Source organism: Brevibacterium sp. BRM-1 (assembly GCF_026802075.1).
Lineage (GTDB): Bacteria > Actinomycetota > Actinomycetes > Actinomycetales > Brevibacteriaceae > Brevibacterium > Brevibacterium rongguiense.
Map to the genome: position 1 here is coordinate 3,052,468 of NZ_CP113788.1, position 18,655 is coordinate 3,071,122.

An 18,655-nucleotide genomic window follows, 5' to 3' on the forward strand; every position below is an offset into this window, starting at 1 on the left:
CCGGGTCTACAGCCCCAGCGATCCCGCGAGCTGCTCGCGCATCGCGGCCAGGCGCGCCGCTGCGCGCGAGCGCGCCCCGGCCAGCGCCTCGGCGCCGGCAACCGGCTCCGCGGCCTCGAGGTAGCACTTGAGCTTGGGCTCCGTGCCCGAGGGGCGGATGATGACCCGATCGCCCGCGGCGGTCTCGAGGACCATGCCGTCGGTGGGCGGAAGCTCCGGCGAGCCCTCGCTCAGGTCGACGACGCGCTCCACCGGCGAACCCGCGAGCTGCGCGGGCGGGGCCTCGCGCAGGCGGCGCATCGCCGCGGCGATGAGGGAGACATCGGCGACCCGGAAGCTCAGCGGCGCGGTCAGGCGCACGCCGTCGCGGGCGCGGATGCGCGCCAGCTCGTCGTCGACCGTGCGGCCCTCGGCCTTGAGCCGCGAGGCCAGGGCCGCGAACAGGAGGCCCGCGGAGATCCCGTCCTTGTCGCGCACCGCGGCCGGGTCCACGCAGTAACCCAGCGCCTCCTCGTAGCCGAAGACCAGCCCCGGGACGCGGGAGATCCACTTGAAGCCGGTGAGCGTCGACACGTGCTGGAGGCCGTGGGCGGCGGCCACGGCGGCCAGCGCGCGGGAGGACACGATGGAGTTCGCCATCGTCAGGTGCGTGGCCTCCGAGGCGGAGAAGCGCTGGCCGACGAACTCGCCCAGCAGCAGGCCCACCTCGTCGCCGGTGAGCTGGCGCCACGTACCGGACCCGGCCTGCGGGTCCGGAATCGCGGCGGAGAAGCGGTCGGCGTCCGGGTCGTTGGCGATGATGAGCTCGGCGCCGCTGCCCTGGGCCCGGGCGATCGCGAGGTCGAGCGCGCCGGGCTCCTCCGGGTTGGGGAAGGCGACGGTGGGGAAGTCCGGGTCCGGGGAGAACTGCTCATCCACCGGCACGACGTCTTCGAAGCCCGCTTCGTGGAGCGCGGCCGTCATCGTCTGCCCGCCCACGCCGTGCATGGCGGTGAGCACGATGCGCAGGGGCGCCTGGGCGCTGGCGTCGAGCTCGCGCAGGCGGTCGAGGTAGGCGCGCACCACCTCGTCGCCCAGGGTCTCCCAGCCCTGCGCGCGGGGGACGGAGGCGACCGCATCGACCGCGGCGATGCGCTCGGCGATCATGGCGTCGAACGGGGGCACGATCTGCGCACCCGCCCCGGCCTGGGCGGCGCGCTGCGCAGCCACGGGGTCCTCGCCGGCTAGCGCGTAGCCGGCGCGCAGCGCGGACTCGCCCAGGTAGACCTTGTAGCCGTTGTCCCGGGGCGGATTGTGGCTGGCGGTGACCATGACGCCGGCGTCGGCGCGCAGGCGCAGCAGCGCGAACGCGAGCAGCGGGGTGGGCAGCTGTGGCGGCAGCATGATCGCCCGGCCGCCGGCAGCGGTGACGACCGCGGCCGTGTCCGCGGCGAAGTCGGCCGAGCCGTAGCGGGCATCGCAGCCGATGACCACGGAGAAGCCCTCGCCCACGGTGTCGTGCAGGAAGGCGGCCAGGCCCGCAGCCGCGCGGATGACGACGGCGCGGTTCATCCGGTTGGGCCCGCCGCCCAGCGCCCCGCGCAGGCCCGCGGTGCCGAACGCCAGGGGGCCGGCGAACCGGTCCTCGAGGTCCGCGTGCGCGGCGGCGGCCTCGTCGGCATCCCCGCGGGCGGTAGCGAGGAGCGCCTGCAGCTCGGCGCGGGTGGCGGGATCGGGGTCATCGGCGATCCAGGCGGCGACGACCTGGGGATCGAAGCCCGCGGCGAAGCGATCGGCGACGGCCATCTCAGCCCTCTCCCACGATGCGGGCGACGATGTCGGCCAGCAGCCGGGAGATGCGGGGGCCCGCGGCACGCCCGGCCTCGAGCACCTCGGCGTGGTCGAGCGGCTGGGCGGAGACGCCGGCGCCCAGGTTCGTTACGAGCGAGATGCCGAGGATCTCGAGGCCTGCGGCGCGCGCGGCGATCGCCTCGAGCGCCGTGGACATGCCCACGAGGTCCGCGCCCAGGGTGCGGGCCGCGCGTACCTCGGCCGGGGTCTCGTAGTGGGGCCCGGGGAACTGGGCGTAGACGCCCTCGGCCAGGCTGGGGTCGATTTCGCGGGCGATGCCGCGCAGCCGGGCGGAGTACAGCTCCGTGAGGTCGACGAACGTGGCGCCGTGCAGGGGCGAGGCGGCCGTGAGGTTGAGGTGGTCGCTGATGAGCACGGGGGTGCCGGGGCCGGTCTCCTCGCGGGTGGAGCCGCAGCCGTTCGTCAGCACGACCGCCCGGCAGCCCGCCGCCGCGGCGGTGCGCACGCCGTGGGCCACCGCGTCCACGCCGCGGCCCTCGTAGAAGTGGGTGCGCGCGCCCAGCACCAGTGCGTGGGCGCCGTTGCCCAGGCGGATCGTGGTGAGCGTGCCGCCGTGGCCTGCGACGACGGGGGAGTGGAAGCCGGACACCTGGTCCGCCGGGGTCTGCGCGATCACCTCGCCCAGCAGGTCGGCCGCGCCGCCCCAGCCGGAGCCCAGCACGAGCGCGATGTCGTGGGCCTCGATGCCGGCCGCGGCGTTGAGGACGGCCGCGGCATCGGCGGCGAGCGCCTGGGGGTCCCGGTCGGCTGCCGCGGGCGCGGAATGCTGTGCCTGCTGTGCGGGCTTCGGGGTGTGGGCGGGCTGGTGGGAGGCGGTGTGCGCGTCGGTCATGGCATGACTGTATCGGACCGGCCGGGGCGGACCCGCGGCGGCGAACTGTGCGCTCCCGCTAGGATCGATGCGTCCGTCCAGCCGCGTCCGTGACCAGGAGGCCACCATGCTCATCCGCCCGTTCTCCGCAGGCGACGACCTGGCCCTGGGCGAGGTCTTCCACGATGCCGCCACCCCCGCCGAGCACATGGAGCGCGGCCTCTTCCGCCCCGCCTCGGACGGCGGGCAGGGCGAGCCGGCGCTCAGCCGCTGCGTGGTCGCCGCGGCGGAGGACCCGGACATCCTCGTGGGCGCAGGTGCGATCGCCGCCTCGCCCGCCCATCCGTACCGCGCGTGGTCGTACGTGGAGGTCGCCGCCGAGGAGCGAGGCCGTGGCCTGGGCCGCGGGCTCTTCGACGCGGTGCGCGAGGAGGTGCGCGGCACCGAGCTCGACGGGCTGCCGCTGCGCACGCGCGTGGCCGCAGGCTCGATCGGCTTCGCCGCCGCCGAGCACGCCGGCTTCTCCACCCTCTTCACCATCCGCGTGGTGCGCATCGAGGCGCTCGCCCTGGGCGCGCTGGGCGCGGATCGGCTCGAGGACTTCGCCGTCACCGCCACGGGGTCGGTGGAGCTGACGAAGGCGTTCGCCGCCTGGTACGCCGGCGTCAATCGCGCCGATCCCGCGGCCCCCATGTCGCTGGGCCAGGTGAACAACCGCTTCCTGTCCGAGGCCGCGGGCGCCTACGGCGCCGCGCTGCTGCGCGATGGCGGCGAGGTCAGCGCGTTCGCCGTCTCCTATGCCCAGCCCGAGGTCGAGGCGCCCACCGAGCTCACGCTGGGCGCCGTGTACGACGGCACCGAGGCCGCGGCGGATCCGGATCCGCGCTCGCCGCAGTTCCAGCGGGCGATGGAGGACGCGGGAGCGCTGCTGGCCCGGCTGTCGACGGACACGGCGGTCATCGTGGAGGTCACCGACGAGATGCCGGCGGTCTCCGCGCTCGTCGACGGGCTCATCGAGGCCGGCCAGGCTAGCGTCGAATACGCCTACGCCACCCTGGGGGACTGAGCGCGCTGCCGCCTGACCCGGACGTTCAGCGGCGGGTCCAGAGCGGCGGTGAGGCTCCTGCGGCCTCAGAAGTCCCAGGTGGCGTGTTCCGGGGCCGTGCCGCGGATGCGCTGGATGTGCAGTTGGCGGGCCAGGCGGATGACGGGGCGCACGAGCATCTCCACGCTGCCGATGACGAACAGGCACGTGCCCAGGAAGATGAGCTTCTCCGAGAAGAAGAAGAAGCTTCCGATGAGGAACCACAGGCCGATGAGGATGTCGTTCGTGATGCTCAGCAGCGCGTAGCGGCGCCGGATGACGAGCTCATGGTGGCCGATCCGCACGGTCGTCTCCTGCGGGGTGGACTCGATGTGGTGCTCGTGCACGGGTGGCCCTCCTGAGGCGCGATCGGGTGGCGGCGCAGCCCGGAGGGCTGCACCGCACTCACAATAGGGCCGCGGCGGGCAATCGGCACACCGTGCTCGGCGCGGGGCACACGCCCGGCCCGCTGCCGCCGATCCTGATGCCCGTCGCCAATCCGTGCGGGCGCCCGCTCCGAATAGACGGCATGAGCAGCCCTGCACCAGCCCGTCAGTCCCGCGATCACGCCACCACCCTGGGCGCCCGTGCGCGCCGCGCCGCCGGGGCGGCCGCGCTCGGCATCGTGCCCACGGTTGTCTTCCTCGGTACCGCCGATGCCCTCGCGCGGTTGATGGGCGCCTCCACGGCCCCGCTGCTGGCGCTCAGCCAGACGATCATCGCCCTCACGCCGCCGGCGGCCGTCGCCTTCGCAATCGAGCACCTGGGCACCGCCGACAAGCCCGTGCTCCTGCTGAGCGTCGTGCTGGGCGGCCTTGTCGTCGCGGCGGGCATCGGCCTGCTGGCCCGCCGGCGCCCGCGCACCGCAGCCGCGGCCTTCACCGCCCTCGAGGCGGGCCTGGTCTGCGCGGTGGCCGCGCGGCCGGGCAGCCGCGCCCCCGACCTCGGCGCCGCGCTGCTGGGCGCCGTGCTCGGGTTTGCGGCGTTCGTCCTGGTGGCCGCGCTCGCCCGCCGTGTGCGGCGCGGTAACCGCAGAGCGCACCGGGGCCGCAACGAAGGACAGGCCAGTGATCCGGGGCGGCGCGCGCTGCTCGCCACCGCCGGCGCGCTCGCGGCTGTCGGCGCACTCGGCTTGGCAGTCGGGCGCTCCATCACGGTCGTCGGCGGGGCCGCGATCGGCGCGGCCGCCCGCCTCGTGCTGCCGCACCCGGTGAGCCCCATGCCCGCCGTGCCCGCCAGCGCCCAGATCGCGGTGGACGGGGCGGTGCCCTTCATCACCCCGGCCGCGGACTTCTACCGCATCGACACCGCACTCACACCCCCGGACATCGCCCCCGAGCAGTGGTCCCTGCGCGTCCACGGCCTCGTCGAGGAGGAATTCACGCTGTCGATGGACGAGCTCCTGTCCCTGCCCCTGGTCGAGCGCGCCCTCACGATGACGTGCGTGTCCAACCCGGTGGGCGGCGAGCTGGTGGGCACGGCCGCCTGGCTCGGGTACCCCCTGCGCAGCCTGTTGGCGCGCGCCCGCCCGCAACCGGAGGCGGATATGGTGCTCTCCGGGTCGATCGACGGCTTCACTGCGGGCACCCCGCTGGAGGCCATGCGCGATGGGCGCGATGCGCTCCTGGCGATCAGAATGAACGGCGAGCAGCTGCGCCCTGAACACGGCTTCCCCGCCCGGCTCATCGTGCCGGGCCTCTACGGCTTCGTCTCGGCCACCAAGTGGGTGACCAACCTCGAGGTGACCCGGTTCGACCGCGCCCAGGGCTACTGGACGAAGCGCGGCTGGGATGAGCGCGGCCCCATTCTCGCGGCCAGCCGGATCGAGGTGCCCGGGCCCCTTGCCCAGGTGCCGGCGGGCACGGTCGTCGCCGCCGGGACCGCGTGGGCGCAGCGGGCCGGAGTCCGCGCCGTCCAGGTGCGCCTCGACGACGGGGACTGGCGCTCCGCCCACCTGGCCACCGCGGTCTCACAGGACACGTGGCGGCAGTGGCGCTGCGAGTTCCCCGCTGTGCAGCCCGGCCTGCACGCCCTGACCGTGCGCGCGATCGACGGCCGCGGCCGGGTGCAGACCGCCGAGCGGCGGGACTCCATCCCCAATACCGCGACCGGCCATCACCGCATCCAGTTCACCGCGCAGTGAGCCGCGCGGCGTGTCCGAACCGCTGCCGGAAAAAAGTCCGCGGGAATCCCATCCGCCACGGCATCGGCTCCGAACACCAGTCAGACGGCGGGCACGTTGCACACCAATCCCGCTCGCCGCAGGACCAACACAAGGAGCAGATCATGAAGACGACACCCAGCACTCGCATCATCACCGCGGTCGGCGCGGTGGCCCTCAGCATGATCGGACTCAGCGCCTGCTCCGGAGGCGCCTCCGGCAGCGAGTCTGGCGGCTCGGAATCGATGGGGGAGAGCTCCTCGGCCTCCTCGGCTCCGATGGAGAGCCCGTCCGCATCCGGCGGGGGCGCCGATGCGGACCTGGTGGGCAGCGGCTGCGCGGCCTACGCGAAACAGGTGCCCTCCGGCAGCGGATCCGTGGACGGCATGGCCGAGGACCCGGTCGCGGTGGCCGCGTCCCACAACCCCATGCTCACGACCCTGACGAAGGCCGTCTCCGGCAAGCTGAACAAGGACGTCGACCTCGTCGACACCCTCAACGGCGGGGACTTCACCGTCATCGCCCCCACCGATGATGCGTTCAAGAAGATCCCTAAGAAGGACGTCGAGGCGCTGGCCAAGGACAAGGACGCCCTGACGAAGGTGCTCACGTACCACGTGATCCCCGGCAAGCTGAGCCCCGAGCAGGTCGCGGGCGAGCACAAGAGCGTCGAGGGCGACAAGGTCAAGGTCTCCGGGTCCGGGGAGAAGCTCATGTTCAACAAGTCCAAGCTCGTGTGCGGCGGTGTGAAGACGGCCAACGCGACCGTGTACATGGTCGACACGGTCATGATGCCCGGGAAGATGTGACGCGTGCTCCAGCCCCTGCGCGCCTCGGGCCGCCCGCGTGTGAGCGGGCGGCCCGAGGCGCTCGCGGGCGGCGGGCGCGGTGCGCGCGGCCCCGCGGACGGGGGCGCGGTGGCGTACGGTGAGCACGTGCCCACAGACGACCGCCCCCCTCCTCCGCCCGCGGGCGATGCGGAGGCCGCGCTCATCCTGCGCATCCAGGACGGCGACACCGCCGCCTTCAACGAGGTCTTCCACCGCATGGGCGGCATGCTGCTGGCCGTCGTCGTCCGCATCGTGCGCGACCGTGCGCTGGCCGAAGAGGTGCTCCAGGAGTGCTTCGTGGAGCTGTGGAAGCGCAGCGACCGCTTCGACCCCCAGCGGGGCAGCGGACGGGGCAGGCTCGTGGGCATGTGCCGCAGGCGCGCCATCGACTGCGTGCGCTCGGTGCAGGCCGCCCGCGACCGCGATGCGGCCGATGCCGCCCGGGCCGCCGCGACGCCCGGTCAGAGCGTGGAGCAGACGGTGGAGGCGTGGCTGGCCTCCGACGATGCCGCGCGGGCGCTGGCCGGACTGCCCGGTGAGCAGGCCGAGCCCATCTACCTGTCCTACTTCTGCGGTCTGAGCCACGAGCAGATCGCGCGGCGGCTGGACCGGCCGCTGGGTACGGTGAAGACGCGCATCCGCGATGGAATGAAGAAGCTGCGATTCGCACTGGGGGAGGGGCCATGACCGACGATCGCGAATACCTAGCCGCGGGGCTGGCAGCCGGAGGCCTGGACCCCGACGATCAGCGCGCCGCGGAGGAACTCGAGCGCACGGACCCGGGCTTCCGCGCTCAGGCAGACGAGTACCGAGAGGCCCTGGCGGGCCTGGTGGCCAGCGGGCCCCCCGAGCCCATCGGCGCAGACCTTGAGCGGAGCATCCTCGCCATCCCGCAGGACCATCCCCGCGAGAAGGCGCAGGGCGGCTCCCCTGCCTCCCCGCCCGACGAGCCCTCGCTCGTCGGTGGCGAAGCCGGCGACCATGGCGCCCGCGGTCCCCGGAAAACCGGGGGCGGGGCCGGGACGCAGGCGGAGAACGAGGCCGGAGCCCCAGTGGCCGATCTCGGCGAGCGGCGGCGTGCGGGACGTGGCCGCGGTGCCCGGACCTGGGCCGCGCTCGGTGCGGCGGCCGCCGTCATCGCGATCGCCGCCCTGGGGATCACGACCGTGGGCGCGGTCGGCGAGCGCGAGGAGGCGCAGCAGCAGCTGAGTGCCACCCGCGCCCAGGCGGAGCAGAGCAACCGCCTACTCACGGCGCCCGATCTGCGCTCGGGCGAGCTGAAGGTCAAGGGCGGTGGAACCGTCGATGTCAGCTATTCGACCGCTGAGCGGCTCATGATGGTCGCCCCCAGCAGCTTGCCTCTCCGGGCGATGATCGGTCGCTGCAGCTGTGGATTATCGCCGATGGCAAGGCCGCGAGCGCGGGGCTCCTGGCGCAGCGCTCGGCGGTCTTCGAGCCGCCGGAGTTCGAGAAGGGCGCGGTGCTCGGGCTCACTGTGGAGCCCGCTGGCGGCTCGCCGGCGCCCACGAGCGCACCCGTCGGCTCGCTGACACTCTGAACCGCGGCGTCGCTGGGGCTGGCGGCCCCAGGCTCGTCACGGGCACAGCGGCACCGACCGGTGGGCCGAGGCGAACCAGCCCAGGCCGCACGCGGGCGGAACGAGCGGCAGATCGCGATACCCGACCTCGGCGTGCTCGACGGGTGAGCGCGCCCCCAGGAGGACACTGGGGCCCAGCGTGAGCGCCCGCGCGGCGGGGGATCCGTAACCCGGAGCCATCCCCCACGGCAGCGTCAGAATGCAGGGCCCCGCCTCGAGTGCCGACTCGACTTCTTCTGCAGGTGCGCGGTGGGCATCGCGCACGATTCTCGGACAACCGCTGGCCGTCTCTCCGGAGCCCAGCGGCACCGCTGCGGTGCGGTCTCGATGACGGTCGGTCTCAGAGCGGCCGCAGGCGGAGAGCAGTTCCGCGAGGAAGCGCTCCGCCCGCTCCGGCGGGCCGTAGACGCTGAGCACGGGCCCGTCGTGCACCGGGTTCCAATCGACCGATTCGCCGAGCGGAGCGCGGCCCAGTCGCCAGTGGGGACCGGGGGCGAGTCCGCGGTCCTCCGTGAGGAGCGAGAGCCGCGCACGCGCCTCGGCGGCCTCATCTGCGCCCACACGCGTGCGTTGGATGCCGACAGCCGGCGGCAGGGCGACCTGGAGATCCACGCCGCTGGGATCCGAACCACCCGCCGCCGAGCCGATGAGCACCCCACGGCCGGGCACGGTCATGCCCTCGAAGCGCCCCGGGCTCAGCCCGTAGTACATCGCATCCTGTGCCGCAGCGGGTGGGAAGACGATGCGGGTGGCTGCCCGCGCACCCACCTGCCCGTGCAGCACGCGCCGCCCGCCGACCAGCGCGAATGTGAGGCCGGCACCGGCCTCGGCGAGCAGGCGCTCCAGGCGGGTACCGCGCTGCGAGCCCTCGGCGATCGCGCTCAGGGCGTCCCACTCGTCGATGAGCAGGCCGACCGGTGTGTGCGCGCGCTCGAGGAGCCCGATCGCGTATTCCAGCAGCCATGTCTCCCCGTGGGCGACCGTGAGGTCCGCGGGGCACGGGGAATCCGGGGGTGCGAGTGCGATCGTGCACAGGCCCCGAGCCCGCCACGCCCGGGCCACCTGGACCAGGACCGTCGACTTGCCGGTGCGGGGCCCACCCGTCATGAGGATGTTTCCCGCCGCGGGCTCGGGCACCCAGGGCTCGGTCGTGCACCGATCGGGCACGTCGATGAGACCCGCGGCGTGGCCGTCCGAGGCCGGGATGACGGCAGGCAGCGGGGGAGCGACGATCGGCGGAACTCCGGGGCGGGCCGTTGTGGCCAGCCGATCCACGAGCAGCTGCTCCGGGGGCACCGCCCAGCCGAGAACCGCGCTGTCCCAGTCACCGCCGTCGCGCGCGGGCGCCGTCGCACATTCCAGGACGGTCCACCTGGCATGCAGCCGGTGGGGCGGGGGCGGATGGAAGACGGGGGTCGCCGTGCGGAACCGGGTGCGGGAAGACCCCGTCGAGGCGATGGCCGAGCCGGGCAGCCGCGCATCGAGGGCCGCCGCGTCATCGCATTCGATGACTTCCCGGGAATCGAGCGGATCCCGCACCCGCAGAGCGATGCGCAGCGCAATGTTGGCCTTCATGCGCGCCGTGACGATCCCCGCGGGCCGCTGGGTGGACAGGACGATGTGGATGCCGAGCGAGCGGCCCAGGGCGGTCAGCGATTCCAGCATCTCCGTGCCCTCCGGGTTGTCGAACACGAGGGCTTGGAATTCGTCGATGACGAGGATGACGCGCGCAAGACGGTGGTCGGAACCGGCATTGAATGCCTCGATGTCCGCAGCGCGCGCCGCTGCCAGCAGTTCCTCGCGGCGCAGCACCTCTGCCCGCACGCTGCGCAGCGCCCGCAGTGCCGCGGTGGGACCCAGGTTCGACGTCACCGAGTCCACGTGGGGAAGGCCGGCCAGCGGTGCGAAGGCGGCACCGCCCTTGAAGTCGATGAGCACGAAGCGCAGCGCCTCCGGACCGTGCAGGCCGGCCAGCGAGAGCAGCCATGTCTGCAGGAAGACCGACTTGCCGCTGCCCGTGGTGCCCGCCACGAGGGCGTGCGGGCCATCGCCCACGAGATCGAGGCACACCGGCCCCATCTCACCCCTGCCCACCGGTACGGGATGCCAGGCGACCGGATGCGGATCTCGGCTCGCGCGGACAGCCTCATCGGTATCGGCCCTTTCTGTGCGTGCCGCCGCCACGAGCGAGTCGAGGGCGCCGGGGTGCTCACCGGGTGACTGCGCCGCGGGGCGCAGCGGGCAGCACGCGGCGAACCGCTCGGGGCGCAGGCGCCGCAGGTCAATCGGGCCCTCGAGCGGAACGGGTGAGCGGATGGGCGCCGCGCTGACCGGTGCGCGCAGCTGCGCACCGCCATCCCCGCGGCAGTGCACCCACCACTCCTCGGCGCTGCCGCCCGCACCCCCGGCCATCAGCACTGCCTGCCCGGTGGTGAGCCATACGTCGACGGAAGCGGCCGTTGAGCTCCCCGAGCGCGGAACCGGTGCTGAGTCGGCAGCACCGCTGGGTGAGACCCGCGGACAGGTTTCCGCCTCGCCGGCGCAGCCGCACAGCTGCAACCGCGCCGCTGCGAATTCGGCGGGGGCGGCCCCGTGGACGGTAACGCACACCCGCGCCGCGAGGAGGCTCACGACGGCCGCGCGCATCGCATCGGACACGGTGGAGCGCACCCCCGTCAGGCGCAGGGCACCAGCACCCAGGTCGACGAGCAGGGGCGCGTGGGGTGCGGTTGCCCACCGGCGGCCCTCCACTCGCACGCTCGGCAACCGGGCGCGCTCGAGTACCCGGGTGAAGGCAGAGCGCACAGGCTGTGGGAGTTCCGGGTCCGGCTCCCACGCGTCCTCGAGTGGAACGGGCAGGACGGCGCTTCCCGCGCCCAGGCAGATCGTTGTGCCCCGCTGCCGCCCTCCCCAGGCGGACTGCACACAGGCGGTGCGTGCCTGGGCCACCCGCTGCGCATATTCGTCCACGCCCGCCCGCAGCGTGCCCAGGGCGGCTGCGGCATCCGAGCGGAAGCGCCGGCGCTCGGCCCACCACGTGATGACCGCCGTGAGCGGCCCCGAGGCGCTGAAGGCCAGAAACCACCACATGTGCATGGCGAGCGCGAGGACGATGCCGATGAGGATGGGCACGGCAAACAGCAGCCACGAGGGGCGTCGCGGGGCCACCAGGCGCGGGCGCTCCGGCAGGGGGACTGGCCCCTCCTGGGCGGGCTGCGGTGGCAGGCCGGTCACCAACCGCAGGCGGGTCGAGCCCAGTTGCACGGCCTGCTCACCGGCCGGTGCGGCGACCGGTTCACGGCTGAGGAACGGGTCGGCAAGCTGCAGCGAAGCGCTCGGACCGCGCCCGACCCGGATCCCGGCCCGCGGTGCGCTCACCGCGAAGCCGCTGTCGGGGCCCGTGAGCACCTCAACGCGCGGCCCCTCGAGAGTTCCCAGAATCTGGGGCGGCGCCGTGGTCGTACCGGCTCCGGCTCCCAGCCGGTCAGCGGCGGCCCCTGCGTCGAGCGTGCGGACGAGCGCGGCGGCAGTCGAATCCGTCCATTCCAGCCAGGTCAGGGGGCAGGCAGCGAGCTCCTCCGCGGTCCATGCGATGCCGGTTCCTCCGTGTGGAGGACGGGCGATGATCACGAGGGGCGCGGAGGCAGACGATGACTCGTGCGGCGACCGGGAGCCGCCCGGCGCGGTCGTTGGCCGCTCGAGCCGCTCGAGCACGGCGGCCAGCACGTCGTTGGCGAGCGCCTCGGCGTCTGCGCGCACGAGGACCGTGCGCACGGTGTGCCCGCTCACCCGGTGGACGATCCCCTCGATCATGGCCGCAGGCTAGGCGCGGGGATGCGATTCGGATGGCCGCGCAGTCCGAGTGTGCACCGGTGCGAGGGTTCCACACCGGGGTCGGTGCGTAGCAGGGCCGGCTGTGACCTTCCGGTTGCCGACCGGGCGGGCCATTCACCTGCGCAGGCCGCCGCGGGCGGTGACGCCGGCACGCAACTCGATGCCGCGCGGGGCGAAGGGGGAGAGCAGCGCCGAGTGGTAGGTGCCGCGGATCTCGACGTTGGCGGAGTGCCCGTCGTCGGTGCTCCCGCGCACCTGGAGACCGGACCAGCGCGTCTCGCGGAACGTGCGCTGGGCAAAGGACTGCGCGGCGCGGTCGACCTGGGAATCGCTGAGCTCGATGTCGGGTTCTGCGGTCTCCGCCGGCTCGAACGAGTCCGCGGCTGCGAGCGCGGCCGAGTCGGCCAGCGCGTAGAGGCGGCGTTGCGCGAGGTAGATGTCGGTCACGAGGGCGGCCAGGACGATGAGCGCCAGGGCGATCACGGCAAAGCCGATGCCCAACGGCATGATGGAGCCCTCGTCCCGGCACAGGCGGGACAGCGGCCGCCCGGACGGCGGTGCCCCGAATGGAGTGGTGCGCCGGCGCGGGTTCATCGCGCGGCCCCGTCCGCGCGGTGGCCCGCGGCTGCCGCACCGCCGATACTGGCATCCGCGGCGGTGCCCACCTCCTCGGCCACGAGGTCGGAGTGCTCAGCGTGGATGGTGATGTGGCCGGCCCGCCCGCCGAAGAGCACGGGGACACCCGGGATGGGAATGGCCGCCTCGACGTGGGCGGTGACGAGCGTTCCGGCCTCATCGCAGGGGCCCGCGCACTCGCGGGTGAGCGAGTAGTCGACGTCTGCCAGCCCGAAATCGGCGAAGTGGAGCTGGGCGAGGCCAGCGGCCCGCGCCTCGGCGGAATCGGGGTGGGTTGCCGCCGCGCGCGCCGCATCCACGGCGCTGGCGTGTGCCGCGTAGGCGCCGGCCTGCAGCTGCGCGAGCGCGACGACCAAGTAGACGAGCGGGATGAGGAGAACGACCGAGGCGAAGACGAACTCGATCGGGGCGGAGCCCTTGTCCGAGCGCAGGCGCGCACCCAGCGCGGCGCGCCGCGGCACCGCGCTCCCGGCTGCCGACGGGCCGCTCACGTCAGTCCTTCGATTCGGCGGGGGCGCGTGCGGAGATGTCCCACGTGGCGGGGCCGAGCAGCCCCAGCACCGGAACCGGTGCCCGCACGTGGATGACCATGAGTGTGGCTGTCCCAGGCGGCTCGGGAGCGGCTGATTCGCGGCGCACGGTGATGTTGCGGGCGTAGCCGGCCCCCACTCCGGCGGTGATGAGATCGCCGGTGAGGCGCATCGCGTCCTCCGGGCTCTGATCGGCGAGCGCGGCCTGCCGGGCGCCGGCGACCGCGGCGTCCGTGACGGTATTGCGGACGTGGAGCGCCAGGCCGAACTGGAGGACGCCGGCGAACACGAGCGCGAGCAGGGCCCCGGTGAGTGCGAACTCGGCGACGGCCGAGCCCTCATCGCTGCGCAGATCGAACCGCGCCGCACCGCGACGGGGCCGCCGGTGGGTGGACACGGCTCAGCCCGCCTTGCGGACCTTGTCCATGGAGTCGCGGAAGAACGAGGTGAAGGCCTCCCCGGCCAGCGCCCACAGGGCCACCACCAGTGCGGCGGTCATGACCGTGATGAGCACCCAACCGGGCACATCGCCGCGGTCGGAGCGCCTGGCCCGCTGGCCGCCCGGCGCGGCGGTCTCGTCCGTGGGGCGCGGTACACCCGCCACGAGCGCGGCGAAGGCCGTGGCGCCGAGCAGAAGGGAGGTCGCGAGACTGGAGTGTGTGAAACGGGTGAACATGGTGCGTCCTTTCCGGTGCTGCGTCGATGAAGCGGGCGAAGGGGCACTGCGTGGGTGAAGAGGACTGGACGGTTAGGGAGTGAGATTGAGGACCGCGAGCGAGGGGAAGACGGCGAAGAGGACGGTGACGGGAAGGACGAAGACGACGACGGGAACGAGCATCCCGACCTCCTTCTTGCCGCTGAGCTCCATGAGCGCTCGGCGCCCGGATTCGCGCACATCGGCGGCTTGTGCGCGCAGCACCTCGGCGAGGGGCGTGCCGCGCGAGATCGCAATCGCGATGCCGTCGACGAATTGGACGAGGGACTGGATGCCGGTCCGCCTGGCCATGCGGTCGAGTGCCTCGACGAGCGGGGTGCCGGTGCGCGCCTCGGCGAGGGTGAGGGCAAGCTCCGAGCTGAGCTCGCCCCGCGAGGTGGCGCACACGCGCTCGAGGGCATCGACCGTGCCCTCACCGGCGGTGATGGACAGTGCCAGCAGCTCGGCGATGGTGGGGAACTCGGCGAGGATGAGCGCCTCGCGGGTCCGGACGCGGTGGCCGAGCCACCAGTCGTTGGCGAAGTGCCCGGTGATGCCGCCGGCCACGATCAGCGCGAGTGCGACGAGCGGGTGGAAGCCGCGGTTCAGGCTCACCAGGCCGGTGAGCACCGCCGCGAGCGCGAGGCCCGCGAGCACGCACAGGAGCTGGCGGGCGCGGAAGCCCTCGACGGTGGCGCCGCGGCCCAGTTTCGCGAGGCGGAGTGCAACCCCCGCATCCGTCGTCAGGCGGGCTGCCAGCCACGCCGAGGCACTGGTCAGCCATGCGCGCAGGATGCCGCGCAGGCCCGTGCCGGTGGGCTGGGCGAACCCGTAGATGTTCGCGACCCGCGGGGATTCCCGCAGGTAGGGAGCGATGCGGTCCGCGAGGGTGGGTTGGCGCAGAACGGGCAACGAGCAGACGAAGAACGTCAGCGACAGTCCTATTGCGAGGCCGCAGCCGAGGACAAGGGGCAGCACCGGTGTCATCGCAGCACCCGCGGTTCCCCGGGCAGGCGGCCGATGCGCTTCATTCCCGCGTAGGCGGCCAGCGAGACCACGAGGCCGGCGCCGAGGAGAAGCGCACCCTCCGGCGTGTTGTAGGCCAGGGCCGTCTCGCGCCGGGTGGCCAGCAGGGCGAGCACGATCCAGGGAGCGGCCACCGCGAGGCGGGCACCCGTCACGGTCCACGACTGCCGGGTGAGCATCTCCGAGCGCGTTCGAGCGTCTTCGCGCAGAAACTGCGCGAGTGTGCGCAGCATCGTCCCCAGATCGGTGCCGCCGACCTCACGGGTGACCTGCAGGGCCGCGACGATCCGGTCGGCGACGGGGTCGGCGCTGGCGTCCTTGAACCGGTCGAGGGCCAGGGAGAACGACCCGGTGGCGCGGTACTCGCGGGCGAAGACCCCGAAGAGCGGGCGCAGCGCATCCGGGCCGCGCTCGGCGAGCCCGCTGACCGCCTCGGGCAGGGACAGTCCCGCCCGGACGCCGGAGTTGAGGTGGTCGATGGCCTCTGGCCACAGCGTGCGGCGCTGCACGGCAGTGCGCTGGGCGCGCATGCGCACGAGCAGGTACGGTGCGGTGGCTGCGAAGAGCCCGAAACATGCGCTGATGGACAGCGCTCCGGTGAGCACCACCGCGATGAGTGCGACGGCGAACCCGCAGCCGGCGCACAGGAGCGCGAGGTGGGCCGGTCGCAGGCGCGGCAGTCCGGCGGCGGTGAGCATGTCATCGAGATCGCGCAGCATGCGCGGGCGCTCGCGCGTACTGGGCGGCTGCTCCCAGCACGCCGACCACAGGCAGAAGAGCCCGCAGCCCAGGGCGAGACCGCATAGGAGGCTCTGCGTCGAGACCGTCATGGTCGTGGCCAGTTCAGCAGGGGAACCGTTGCCCCGAATCGAGGACTCATGACGCGCTCAGCAACCGGCGGACGTCGTGGCCAGCGGCCGCGAGGCGATCGCCCAGATGGGTGAACCCGGTGCCGCGGACCAGCCTGCGCTGGGCGTCCCGGGTGAAGACGGTCTCGAGTTCGACGACATCGCCCTCGATGCCGCCGGGCACCGCGACGATCTCCTCGACCCGGCGGCTCCCATCGCGTTCGAGCACGAGGTGGACGACGAGGTCGACGCTGCTGGCCACCGTCGGCGTGACGAAGGAGGACCCGATGTTCGGCCCCGCGAGCAGCGGCAGCGTGCACAGCTTCGTCACCGCGGAGCGGGCGGAGTTCGCGTGTATTGAGCCCATCCCGGGTAGGCCGGAGTTCATTGCGACCAGCAGGTCGAAGCTCTCCGCCTCCCGCACCTCGCCGACGATGATCCGCGACGGGCGCATTCGCAGGGCCTCCTTGACCAACTGGCGCAGGGTCACCTCGCCCGTGCCCTCGAGAGAGGGCTGGCGGACCTGCATCGCCACCCAGTCGCGCGCGGGCACGGCGAGCTCGAAGACCTCCTCGCACGTCACGACGCGCTCCCGGGCGGGGATCGAACCGGTCAGCGCGTTGAGCATGGTCGTCTTGCCCGCCTGGGTGGCCCCGGAGACCACGATGTTGGCCCCCGCTGCCACGGCGGCGTCGAGGAATTCGGCCGCCCGCCCGGTCAGCGAGTTCGCCGCGACGAGGTCGCCCAGGTTGCGGGTCCGGGCGATGAATTTGCGGATGTTGATCGCGGGGTGGGCCCGGGTGATGTCGGGCAGCACAACGTGCAGGCGCGAGCCATCGGGCAGCATGGCGTCGACGAAGGGGCTGGAGAGATCGACGCGCCGGCCGGAGGTGCGCAGCATGCGCTCGATGAGGTCGTCGACCTCACCGTTGGTGAGCATCGTGGTGGTGAGCTCGGAGATCCCGCGTCGGCTGATGAAGACCGCCTGCGGCGAGTTCAGCCAGACCTCTTCGACCTCCGGGTCGTCGAGGTAGCGCTGGAGCGGGCCGAACCCGGCAATCTCGTCGACGATGCTGCGCAGTGCCTCGGCAGGGTCGGCGAGCACCGGCAACCGCCCCGCCAGCGTGCGCTCGTCGTAGTCTGCGATGGCTTCGCTGACGAGGCGGCGAGCCGATTCCGGCTCGGTGCGCGGGTCGATGCCGCGCGAGCGGATTGCCTCGCGCACTTCACCGGAGATGATCTCGATCGCATCCATCCTGGCTCCTGGTCGTGCGCACCGGTGCGCCTTTGCACCGAGCGGGGGAAGTGCGGTCTGCTGTCTCTCAGTTTTCGGAGCTTCAATCTAGCCCCGGGTGCCCCGGTGCGCCAGACCCTGCAGGGCAACTGTGGACAAGCGGTTCGACTGCGGTGGTCCCCGGGGCCACCGAGCCAGCCGCCCTCCGCTCGGTGCCAGCCCGCCCACCCCGCCGCGTCACCGCCATGAACTAACCTGGAGGGACTATGGCCATTGACTTCGCGGCGCAGATCGCCGCCCTCCAGCAGACCTTCGGCTCCATCCGCGACGTCTCCGACGTCGAGCAGCTGCGCTCCGAGGTCGCGGAGCTCACGGAGGCCGCCGCCGCCCCGAACCTCTGGGACAACCCGGACGAGGCGCAGGCGGTGACCTCCAAGCTCTCGCACAAGCAGTCGACGCTGGAGAAGCTCGAGCGCTTCGACTCGCGCATCGAGGACGTGGAGCTGCTCGTCTCCATGGCCCAGGACGAGGACGACCAGGAGTCCCTCGACGAGGCCACCGCGGAGATCGAGAAGCTGAACAAGGAGCTCTCCGCCCTGGAGATCTCCACGCTGCTCTCCGGCGAGTACGACGAGCGAGCCGCCGTCATCACGGTGCGCTCCGGCGCCGGTGGCGACGACGCCACGGACTTCGCCCAGACGCTGGCCCGCATGTACATCCGCTGGGCGGAGAACAAGGACTACGGCGTCCAGGAGCTCGACACTTCCTACGCGGAGGGCGCCGGCATCAAGTCCGCGACAATTCAGGTCAACGCCCCCTACGCGTTCGGCACCCTGTCCGTGGAGGCCGGCACGCACCGGCTGGTGCGCATCAGCCCCTTCGACAATCAGGGCCGCCGCCAGACGTCGTTCGCCGCCGTGGAGGTGGTCCCGCTCATCGAGACCACGGACCATATCGACATCGACGAGAACGACCTGCGCATCGACGTCTTCCGCTCCTCGGGCCCCGGCGGCCAGTCGGTCAACACGACCGACTCCGCTGTGCGCATCACCCACGAGCCCACCGGCATCGTCGTGTCCATGCAGAACGAGAAGTCCCAGATCCAGAACCGCGCTGCTGCCATGCGCGTCCTCCAGTCCCGCCTGCTGGCCCGCAAGCAGGAAGAGGAGGAGGCGCAGAAGAAGAGCCTCGCCGGGGACATCAAGGCCAGCTGGGGCGACCAGATGCGCTCCTACGTCACCCACCCGTACCAGATGGTCAAGGACCTGCGCACCAACTACGAGGTCAACAACCCCCAGGCCGTCTTCGACGGCGACATCGACGGCTTCCTCGAGGCCGGCATCCGCTGGCGCAAGGAGCAGGAGAAGGCCGCCGAGGCCGAGGCCAGCAACCCCTGAGCCGCGCCTTCCGCGCGTCCCGGCGGGCGCCGGCGCTCACCTCGGGCGCGGGGAGCGCTTGCACGTGCGGCGGCGCTGGGAGGGGCACACCGCACTGCGCACACGCAAGGGCCCCTGGGATC

The 18,655-nt window shown here is 72.9% G+C and carries 17 protein-coding genes; 6 read left to right on the forward strand and 11 right to left on the reverse strand.

Going from position 1 to position 18,655, the window contains the following annotated elements; all coding sequences use genetic code 11:
• Positions 1–6: 6 nt before the first annotated feature.
• Positions 7–1,785, reverse strand: a complete 1,779-nt coding sequence (locus tag BRM1_RS13415; RefSeq protein WP_268526604.1) for a phospho-sugar mutase — start codon at positions 1,783–1,785, stop codon at positions 7–9.
• 1 nt (position 1,786) lies between these two features.
• Positions 1,787–2,683, reverse strand: a complete 897-nt coding sequence (locus BRM1_RS13420; protein WP_268526606.1) for a purine-nucleoside phosphorylase — start codon at positions 2,681–2,683, stop codon at positions 1,787–1,789.
• Positions 2,684–2,789: 106 nt separating this feature from the next.
• On the opposite strand from BRM1_RS13420, the gene BRM1_RS13425 reads away from it, so the two are divergent.
• On the forward strand, positions 2,790–3,728 hold the full coding sequence (locus BRM1_RS13425; protein WP_268526608.1) for a GNAT family N-acetyltransferase: 939 nt from the start codon (positions 2,790–2,792) through the stop codon (positions 3,726–3,728).
• A 65-nt stretch (positions 3,729–3,793) separates the two neighbouring features.
• On the opposite strand, the gene BRM1_RS13430 is transcribed toward BRM1_RS13425, so the two are convergent.
• The gene (locus BRM1_RS13430; RefSeq protein ID WP_268526609.1) at positions 3,794–4,093 is read right to left on the reverse strand and encodes a YrhK family protein; all 300 of its coding nucleotides are present in this window, start codon (positions 4,091–4,093) and stop codon (positions 3,794–3,796) included.
• A 182-nt stretch (positions 4,094–4,275) separates the two neighbouring features.
• On the opposite strand from BRM1_RS13430, the gene BRM1_RS13435 reads away from it, so the two are divergent.
• From BRM1_RS13435 to BRM1_RS14090, 4 genes are all read left to right on the forward strand, one after another.
• On the forward strand, positions 4,276–5,889 hold the full coding sequence (locus BRM1_RS13435; protein ID WP_268526610.1) for a molybdopterin-dependent oxidoreductase: 1,614 nt from the start codon (positions 4,276–4,278) through the stop codon (positions 5,887–5,889).
• A gap of 143 nt (positions 5,890–6,032) precedes the next feature.
• On the forward strand, positions 6,033–6,716 hold the full coding sequence (locus tag BRM1_RS13440) for a fasciclin domain-containing protein (RefSeq protein ID WP_268526612.1): 684 nt from the start codon (positions 6,033–6,035) through the stop codon (positions 6,714–6,716).
• A gap of 3 nt (positions 6,717–6,719) precedes the next feature.
• The gene (locus BRM1_RS13445) at positions 6,720–7,424 is read left to right on the forward strand and encodes an RNA polymerase sigma factor (RefSeq protein WP_268526614.1); all 705 of its coding nucleotides are present in this window, start codon (positions 6,720–6,722) and stop codon (positions 7,422–7,424) included.
• A gap of 709 nt (positions 7,425–8,133) precedes the next feature.
• On the forward strand, positions 8,134–8,295 hold the full coding sequence (locus BRM1_RS14090) for an anti-sigma factor domain-containing protein (protein ID WP_442864358.1): 162 nt from the start codon (positions 8,134–8,136) through the stop codon (positions 8,293–8,295).
• 36 nt (positions 8,296–8,331) lie between these two features.
• Here the strand turns inward: BRM1_RS14090 and BRM1_RS13455 are convergent, their stop codons facing one another.
• The 8 genes from BRM1_RS13455 to BRM1_RS13490 all read right to left on the reverse strand — a co-directional run bounded on the left by BRM1_RS13455 (position 8,332) and on the right by BRM1_RS13490 (position 17,157).
• Positions 8,332–12,147, reverse strand: coding sequence for an FtsK/SpoIIIE domain-containing protein (locus BRM1_RS13455; protein ID WP_268526618.1), 3,816 nt, complete (start codon positions 12,145–12,147; stop codon positions 8,332–8,334).
• A gap of 135 nt (positions 12,148–12,282) precedes the next feature.
• Positions 12,283–12,675 carry a hypothetical protein gene (locus tag BRM1_RS13460; RefSeq protein WP_160952163.1) on the reverse strand — a complete coding sequence of 131 codons (393 nt, stop codon included), beginning with the start codon at positions 12,673–12,675 and terminating at the stop codon, positions 12,283–12,285.
• An 83-nt stretch (positions 12,676–12,758) separates the two neighbouring features.
• On the reverse strand, positions 12,759–13,295 hold the full coding sequence (locus BRM1_RS13465; RefSeq protein WP_202410728.1) for a hypothetical protein: 537 nt from the start codon (positions 13,293–13,295) through the stop codon (positions 12,759–12,761).
• 1 nt (position 13,296) lies between these two features.
• Positions 13,297–13,731: a TadE family protein gene (locus BRM1_RS13470; protein WP_268526620.1), complete on the reverse strand. Its 435-nt coding sequence runs from the start codon at positions 13,729–13,731 to the stop codon at positions 13,297–13,299.
• Positions 13,732–13,734: 3 nt separating this feature from the next.
• Positions 13,735–14,010, reverse strand: coding sequence for a hypothetical protein (locus tag BRM1_RS13475; protein WP_202410729.1), 276 nt, complete (start codon positions 14,008–14,010; stop codon positions 13,735–13,737).
• Positions 14,011–14,082: 72 nt separating this feature from the next.
• The gene (locus tag BRM1_RS13480) at positions 14,083–15,015 is read right to left on the reverse strand and encodes a type II secretion system F family protein (protein WP_160952164.1); all 933 of its coding nucleotides are present in this window, start codon (positions 15,013–15,015) and stop codon (positions 14,083–14,085) included.
• Positions 15,012–15,884, reverse strand: a complete 873-nt coding sequence (locus BRM1_RS13485; RefSeq protein ID WP_268526622.1) for a type II secretion system F family protein — start codon at positions 15,882–15,884, stop codon at positions 15,012–15,014. Before BRM1_RS13485 ends, BRM1_RS13480 begins: the two co-directional genes overlap by 4 nt.
• 46 nt (positions 15,885–15,930) lie before the next feature.
• Positions 15,931–17,157, reverse strand: a complete 1,227-nt coding sequence (locus BRM1_RS13490) for a CpaF family protein (RefSeq protein ID WP_268526625.1) — start codon at positions 17,155–17,157, stop codon at positions 15,931–15,933.
• 245 nt (positions 17,158–17,402) lie between these two features.
• On the opposite strand from BRM1_RS13490, the gene prfB reads away from it, so the two are divergent.
• Positions 17,403–18,533 carry a peptide chain release factor 2 gene (prfB, locus tag BRM1_RS13495; RefSeq protein ID WP_160952167.1) on the forward strand — a complete coding sequence of 377 codons (1,131 nt, stop codon included), beginning with the start codon at positions 17,403–17,405 and terminating at the stop codon, positions 18,531–18,533.
• The last annotated feature ends 122 nt before the right edge of the window (positions 18,534–18,655 follow it).

Bases quoted from the DNA above. Each gene is read 5' to 3' on its own strand.
- BRM1_RS13480 (WP_160952164.1), bottom strand. From the start codon at position 15,015: ATGACACCGGTGCTGCCCCTTGTCCTCGGCTGCGGCCTCGCAATAGGA.
- BRM1_RS13485 (WP_268526622.1), bottom strand. From the start codon at position 15,884: ATGACGGTCTCGACGCAGAGCCTCCTATGCGGTCTCGCCCTGGGCTGC.
- BRM1_RS13425 (WP_268526608.1), top strand. From the start codon at position 2,790: ATGCTCATCCGCCCGTTCTCCGCAGGCGACGACCTGGCCCTGGGCGAG.
- BRM1_RS13460 (WP_160952163.1), bottom strand. From the start codon at position 12,675: ATGCCGTTGGGCATCGGCTTTGCCGTGATCGCCCTGGCGCTCATCGTC.
- BRM1_RS13435 (WP_268526610.1), top strand. From the start codon at position 4,276: ATGAGCAGCCCTGCACCAGCCCGTCAGTCCCGCGATCACGCCACCACC.
- BRM1_RS13415 (WP_268526604.1), bottom strand. From the start codon at position 1,785: ATGGCCGTCGCCGATCGCTTCGCCGCGGGCTTCGATCCCCAGGTCGTC.
- BRM1_RS13490 (WP_268526625.1), bottom strand. From the start codon at position 17,157: ATGGATGCGATCGAGATCATCTCCGGTGAAGTGCGCGAGGCAATCCGC.
- BRM1_RS13475 (WP_202410729.1), bottom strand. From the start codon at position 14,010: ATGTTCACCCGTTTCACACACTCCAGTCTCGCGACCTCCCTTCTGCTC.
- BRM1_RS13455 (WP_268526618.1), bottom strand. From the start codon at position 12,147: ATGATCGAGGGGATCGTCCACCGGGTGAGCGGGCACACCGTGCGCACG.
- prfB (WP_160952167.1), top strand. From the start codon at position 17,403: ATGGCCATTGACTTCGCGGCGCAGATCGCCGCCCTCCAGCAGACCTTC.
- BRM1_RS13440 (WP_268526612.1), top strand. From the start codon at position 6,033: ATGAAGACGACACCCAGCACTCGCATCATCACCGCGGTCGGCGCGGTG.
- BRM1_RS13420 (WP_268526606.1), bottom strand. From the start codon at position 2,683: ATGACCGACGCGCACACCGCCTCCCACCAGCCCGCCCACACCCCGAAG.